This is a genomic window from Cryptosporangium minutisporangium (assembly GCF_039536245.1).
GTDB lineage: Bacteria > Actinomycetota > Actinomycetes > Mycobacteriales > Cryptosporangiaceae > Cryptosporangium > Cryptosporangium minutisporangium.
The window spans coordinates 1-6,125 of the sequence record NZ_BAAAYN010000008.1; the positions used below are offsets into that span (position 1 = coordinate 1).

At 71.6% G+C, this 6,125-nt stretch carries 6 protein-coding genes and 1 pseudogene; 3 read left to right on the forward strand and 4 right to left on the reverse strand.

The window, feature by feature from the left end:
* From ABEB28_RS07160 to ABEB28_RS07170, 3 genes and pseudogenes are all read right to left on the reverse strand, one after another.
* Positions 1 to 747: pseudogene (locus ABEB28_RS07160) on the reverse strand (hypothetical protein); the annotation flags it as partial.
* 331 nt (positions 748 to 1,078) lie between these two features.
* Complete coding sequence (locus tag ABEB28_RS07165) at positions 1,079 to 1,906, reverse strand: class II aldolase/adducin family protein (protein WP_345727192.1); 828 nt, start codon at positions 1,904 to 1,906, stop codon at positions 1,079 to 1,081.
* The gene (locus ABEB28_RS07170) at positions 1,906 to 2,775 is read right to left on the reverse strand and encodes an aromatic ring-hydroxylating oxygenase subunit alpha (protein ID WP_345727193.1); all 870 of its coding nucleotides are present in this window, start codon (positions 2,773 to 2,775) and stop codon (positions 1,906 to 1,908) included. The genes ABEB28_RS07165 and ABEB28_RS07170 overlap by 1 nt, the downstream gene beginning before the upstream one ends.
* Positions 2,776 to 2,791: 16 nt before the next feature.
* On the opposite strand from ABEB28_RS07170, the gene ABEB28_RS07175 reads away from it, so the two are divergent.
* A complete protein-coding gene (locus tag ABEB28_RS07175) occupies positions 2,792 to 2,947 on the forward strand; it encodes a hypothetical protein (protein WP_345727194.1) in 156 nt (51 codons plus the stop codon).
* A gap of 13 nt (positions 2,948 to 2,960) precedes the next feature.
* On the opposite strand, the gene ABEB28_RS07180 is transcribed toward ABEB28_RS07175, so the two are convergent.
* Positions 2,961 to 4,256 (reverse strand): pyridoxal phosphate-dependent aminotransferase, encoded by a 1,296-nt coding sequence (locus ABEB28_RS07180; RefSeq protein ID WP_345727195.1) that lies wholly within the window; start codon positions 4,254 to 4,256, stop codon positions 2,961 to 2,963.
* Between the two features lie 125 nt (positions 4,257 to 4,381).
* Between ABEB28_RS07180 and ABEB28_RS07185 the strand changes: the two genes are divergently transcribed.
* Together ABEB28_RS07185 and ABEB28_RS07190 are read left to right on the forward strand one after the other, a co-directional pair.
* A complete protein-coding gene (locus ABEB28_RS07185; RefSeq protein WP_345727196.1) occupies positions 4,382 to 4,639 on the forward strand; it encodes a hypothetical protein in 258 nt (85 codons plus the stop codon).
* Between the two features lie 60 nt (positions 4,640 to 4,699).
* Entirely contained in the window at positions 4,700 to 5,872 is a 1,173-nt protein-coding gene (locus tag ABEB28_RS07190; protein WP_345727197.1) for a hypothetical protein, read from the forward strand.
* The last annotated feature ends 253 nt before the right edge of the window (positions 5,873 to 6,125 follow it).

Genomic DNA, 6,125 nt, shown 5'->3' on the forward strand with positions numbered 1-6,125 from the left:
GGCAGCGCCGGAGGTTGCGTGCTTCGCCGTCGCGGCGGCCACTGGCGGAGGGATCGGCGTGGCACCGGTCGTCCGGGCAGCCGCAGCCGTTCCGCCGGCCGTGCCAGCCGCAGCCTTCCCGCCGGCCGTGCCGGCGGCGGCCGTGTGGGCGGGAGCCGTCCCGGCCGGTGTGTTTGCGGCATCCGCGTCGGCCGGCGTCGCCGAGGCCGGTGCAGCAGCGGCGCCGCGCGCGGAATGCGAGGTCGCTTCGGAGGGCTCCGCAGCGTCCGTCGGCGCGGGGCCGGACTCCGCCGCAGCTCCTCCCGAGGCCGTGTCCGCTCCAGGCCTCCCAGCGGTCCCATCGGTTCCGCCGGCCCCAGCGGTCCCGAGCGTCTCTGGGGTGGCGGCAGCGTCAGCCGGCCCGGCAAGGTCCGTCGGACCGGCCGCGTTGGTCGCGCCGGCCTCGTTCGCGGGCGCCGGGTTGGCGGGGCGGCGCGGGCGGCGTGGTGGCTGGACCCGATGCCACGCTTGCCGTGCCGCGGCGACCTCGTCCGGCGCGTACGCGGTGACGACCTTCGTCAACGCGTCCAGGCTGACCCGGCGGCGTCCCATCCGGAGCTCGTTGACGGTCGTCTTCGACAGGCCGGTCTCGGCCGCGACCGCACGGACGTTCGTCCGCGCCTGCATCAGTGCCCGGAGGTACCTCCGGAGTTCTTCCTCGGTGCCTACCTGGGCCGGCGACGGTCTCCCGGCCGAGGGCTGGTTCATCCCGGTCTTCTCCCTCGTCGAACCCCGCGGAGCAGTGGCCGTCGGCGTGTCCTGTCCTGTCCCGCCGACGGTTCCCGGCAGCGGGACAGGCCAGAAAGGCCACGTCGTCCTATTAGGGCTCTTCCCTTACTCTGCGCTGCCCAGAGAAAGTGATCTCCGTGAGGTTCTCGGGAGGATAGCGGCTCGCGATCCCGGGAGCCCGTCGGCTCGCGTCCCGGTGGAGGTCCGTGAGGTGGGGGGCACGTGATCGGACCCTCCGCCGGGGCGCAGAGGCCCTAAGGCCCCGAGACACTGGGCCGCCGAGACGCCGGGCCGCGCGGCACCGAGCGGTTCAGGTCGCGAGGTCGGGAGCGATGCGGTCGGCCAAGCGGCGGAGCGCACCCCATGCGAGTGCGCCCGCGTCGGCGTCGACGTAGTCGTCCTCGCCGCCGAGCTCCGGGTCGTCGAGCGGCTCGCCGGTGAGCTGCCGGGCCGCGCGCTCGCAGATCTCCGGCTCCGGCAACACCAGCGGTACGCCGGTCGACTGCGCCGTGACTTGGATCTCGCAGGCCCGCTCCAGGTAGTACATGCGGAGGAACGCCTGCCCCGCGGTGCCGCCGACCGTGAGGAGCCCGTGGTTGCGCAGGATCAACGCCGGGTGCGGACCGAGGTCGGCGACGAGCCGCTCCTGCTCGGCGAGGCTGAGCGCGACACCCTCGTAGGCGTGGTAGCCCACCCGGCCGTAGAACTCCATCGACATCTGGTTCAGCGGGAGCAACCCGTCGCGCTGCGCCGCCACCGCGCAGCCGGCGCGCGTGTGGGTGTGCAGCACGCAGTGGGCGTCGGGGCGCGCCCGGTGCACCGCGCTGTGGATGACGAACCCGGCGGGGTTGACCCCGAATCCCGTCGGCACGGCCGGCGGCGGGTCGACCGGGTTCCCGTCCAGGTCGATCTTGACCAGGCTGGACGCGGTGATCTCGCTGAACAGGAGGCCGTACGGGTTGATCAGGAAGTGGTGTTCCGGGCCCGGCAGCCGCAGCGAGATGTGCGTGTAGATCAGGTCGGTCATCCGGAAGTGGTCGACGAGCCGGTACACCGCGGCGAGTTCGCAGCGCAGTGCCCACTCCGTCGGGCCCCGACCGGTCTCGGCACCGGTCGGGGACGATGCGGCGACGCTCATCAGCCCTCCTCGAGCGCGGCTGCCACCAGCACCTGGAACCGGGCGGTCACCTGGTCCCAGTGCGGCAGCAGGTGGTTGCGGTCGGCGGCCGGGGAGGAGCGTCCCCGCTGCATCCGCTCCAAGATCGGAACGTCCTGGTCGTTGACCTCGAACAGGACCGCGGTCAGCGCCTTCCGGGCGTCGGCGAACTCCGGCCCGGACGCGGAGCTGTCGACGAACACCGCCATGTGTTCGACGGTACGGTTCGCGGCGACCGGTTCGAAACCGATCACCTGGAACCAATCCGCCTCGAGGAACACCAGCGCGTTGGGGAAGAGGCAGAAGATGTCCTGGCGGTCGCGGAGTGCTGCTGGTACGTCCCCGAATATCGGGAGCGGCGTCTCGGTCTTCGCCGCCTTCCCGGCCGCGCCCCGCGGATAGCAGCCGCCGAGGATGTCGTCGGCGAGGACGACGTCCTCGATGTCCGGAGCGGCGGCTGCCGGGCCGACCTGGGGGTGGACGAACGGCAGGTGGTAGAAGTCGAGGAAGTTCTCGACGACGAGCTTCCAGTTCGCGTCGACCTCGTACCGGTCCTCGGCGGCGAGGTGGAGCCGCTCCAGGTCGACCGGAGCCCACCGCTCGCGCAGCGGCGCCAGGGTCTCGTCGGCGCTCCGCTCCGGTTCACCGAGGCAGACCAGCACCATGCCCGCCCACTCGGTGTGCCGGACCGGCAGTAGCGCCAGCGCGTCGCGGGTCGCGTCGTCCGGCGCGGAGCCCTTGGTGCGGTCCCAGTACGGCGTGCCGCAGAGCGCCCCGTCCACCTCGTACGTCCAGTAGTGGTACGGGCAGCGCAGCCGCTTGCGGGTGCTGGGCTCCTCGGAGAGCACCATCCCGCGGTGCCGGCAGATGGCGACCGCGATCGGACGCGCCGACGTGATCTGCACCGCGGTCACCGACGAGGCCGACGAGACGCTCGAACTGCTCGAGGACGTCCGGGCGTTGCCGGGCGTCCTCGGGCTGGAATCCTGGACCCACCTGCGGGTGCTGAAGGAGTCCTACTGACGCGGTGGTGAGGTCAACGGGTGCCGGTGCGGGTCATCCGCGGGCCGGACATCGTCTCGGAGCCGAGTAGCGGCACCACCCGGTCGCCCAGCGGGTCGTCGAGCACCGAGTGCGTCCCGGTCTTCACGCCGCTCGGCTCCGCGAACCGGCCGGCCAGGTCCAGCGGCGTCGCGCCCTCCAGTGACTCGGAGAACGACGACGTCAGGTAGCTGCGGATGCCGTTCAGCAGCCGCTCGGTGTCTTCCCGCGGACGCACGACCAGGCGGACGAACTGGCTGGTGATGCCGAGCTTGTTGCCGCACTCCCGGATCAGCACGCCGTGCCGGGACAGTAGGTAGTCGCGCAGGCGCGGCCCCTCCACCTCGGCGGGCAGCTTGACCAGCACGAAGTTGCCCTGCGAGGGAAAGACCTGCATGCCGGGGATGCGGCGCAGCTCGGTCAGCATCTCGTAGCGGTCCCTGGCCAGCAGCCGCAGGCTCTCCCGGTACTCGGCCAGGTGGTCGCGGAGCATGAAGATCACGGTCTCGGCCAGCGAGTTGAGGTTCCACTTCGGCAGCCGGGAGCCGATCTTCTTGACCAGCGCCGGGTTGCCGACGACGTACCCGAACCGGATACCGTGCAGCCCGAAGTTCTTCCCCAGGCTCTTGAGCACCAGCACGTTGTGCCGCAGCATCGCTTCCTGGGCGATCGACGGGCGGGGCTCGGCGTCCACGAAGTCGATGAACGACTCGTCGACGACCACCAGGTCGCGGTCGGCCAACGAGTCGACCAGCCGGAGCACCTCCCACTTGGGGATGTAGTTGCCGTCCGGGTTGTTCGGGTTGCAGACCACCGCGACCCGCGAGTTGCGCTCGCGGATGAAGTCGACGTAGGCGTCGATGTCCAGCGCGAAGCCACCGGCCTCCGGGAGCTGGAACATGTCCACCCGCTTGCCGGTCTCCAGCGACTGGTCGGTCCAGCGCCCGAACGTGGGCACCGGCGTGGCCATGCTCTCCTGGATCATCAGGTGGTCGATCCAGGTGATGAGCTCGGTTGACCCGTTGCCCATCGCGATCGTCTGCGGCGGCATCTGGAGGAGGCTGGCGAGCTGGCCGGTGATCGCGCCGGCGTCGGTGGGGTAGTACTTCAGGATCGTCTCGAGCTTGGCCGACAGCTCGGCGAACATGTCCGGGGTCGGGAAGTACGGGTTGCACGGGATGCAGAAGTCCGACAGGTCCTCGGAGCCGGAACCCATGCTGCGCGCGAGGGTGAAGTACGACGGGCTGTGGTTGCCCTGCCGGAACATGCCCAAGTCCATCGAGTGCTTCACGCAGGTCCTTCCATCGGGCCGGTCAGCGATCATTTCCCGCGGCTCGCAGTGCTGCACTCCTGAAACGGGTCGGCCGGGGGAGCGGTTCACTACTGGGACGGGCGTTGCCGCCGTATTCTGCGGCGGTGAGCCTCCTCTCGACCGCCGTCGTGACCGTGCTCGGCGCGGCCTGCGCGACCGGCACGGTCTGGTGGGCCCGGCGCGCCGAGCAATCCGTGGCACCGCCCGGTGCCCCGGCTCCGCAACCGGCGGCGGAGCCGGCGCGGGAACCCTGGTGGGAGCGGGCGCCGTGGTGGGCCGCTCTCACCGAGGACGAGCGACGCTGGGTGCTGCAGAACCTCGAGGCCACGGACCCCGATGGGCCAGTTGTGGACCTCCGCTAGTCTCCGCGCCTGTCGGTGCGCCGCTATTCCGGTGGTGCCCCTGCGCGACAGGAGGAACCGGTGACTCAAGCCGGAACGGACGACGAGGTCGATTCAGGACTTAACGGGAGCGAAGCGCCGGTGACGTCGGCGCCCGAGGCCATCGCTCCGGCAGCGTTCGCGGCGCCCGCGCCCGAGGCACCCCCGCCCGCCGCCGCCCCTCCAGCCCCCGCCGCCGTGACGCCCGCGCCGGCCGATGTCGCGGACCCCACCGTCGCGCCTCCGGCCGTCGCGCCTCCGGCCGTCGCGCCCCCGGCCGTCGCGCCCCCGGCCGTCGCGCCTCCGAAGACGCTGATCATCGAGCGCATCCTCCGTGACCGGGAGGGCCTCTGGCGCGAGATCCTCGCCGAGCACCAGCTGAACGCGGTCCTGCGTCGGATGCTGGTCAGCTCGGTCGTCTCGCTCGCCATCTACGGTCTGGTGCTGGGCGCCTCCGCCGGGCCGCTGCAGGCGTTCGCCTCCGCGGTCAAGCTGCCGCTGCTGTTCCTGCTCACGCTCGGGATCTGCCTGCCGACGCTCTACCTGTTCAACCTGGTGTTCGGTGCGCGGCTCTCGATCCGGCAGGCACTCGCGCTGGTGCTCGTCGCGATCACGGTCACCGGCGCGCTCACCCTCGCGTTCGCGCCGATCAGCTTGTTCTTCCTGGTGACGGCGAACGACTACGCGTTCTTCAAGCTGCTCAACGTGCTGATCCTGATGCTCACCGGGTTCGTCGGGCTGAGCGTGATGGTCGACGGGATGCGCGGGCTGAATCGACTGTCCGGACACGAGCCGGACGCACGCCCCCGCCTCGCACCGTACGGCTACGGCTGGCCGGCCCCGTACGACGCTCGGCCCGCGCACGGCACTCCCGCCGGTCCGGTCAGCCACCCCGCGCCGACGCAGCACGGGGCGCCGACGCCGCACGCCGCGCCGACGCCGCACGCCGCGCCGACGCCGCACGGGGCGCCGGCCGCTCCGGCGCAGGTCACCGGAGCACCGGCCCACCCGGCGTCGGTGCCCGGAGCGTTCGACCGGCCGGTCAACACCCGGCTGCTCTACGTCTGGGTGCTGCTCTTCGGCTTCGTCGGTACCCAGCTCGCCTGGACGCTCCGCCCGTTCATCGGGGAGCCGAGCCACCCGTTCCAGCTCTTCCGCGACCTGGAGGGCAGCTTCTACGGCAACGTGCTGGAGACGCTCGCCTCGATCTTCTGACCGACGCGCCGCCAGCTGACGCTGGTTGTCGCCGTTTCGGGGTGACCGCCGCGATGGATGTCGCGCCTCCCGTGCCATGGCCGGAAGGCGCGACATCCATCTGATGCGTCGCCCGGAAGGCGCGACAACCACGCCGCGCATCGCCCGGGATGCGCGACAACCACGTGACCCGTCGCCCGGATAGCGCGACAACCACGGCGCGGATTGACGGCCCGTGGGAACGGAGACGGCCCGCCCGGCGAACCGGGCGGGC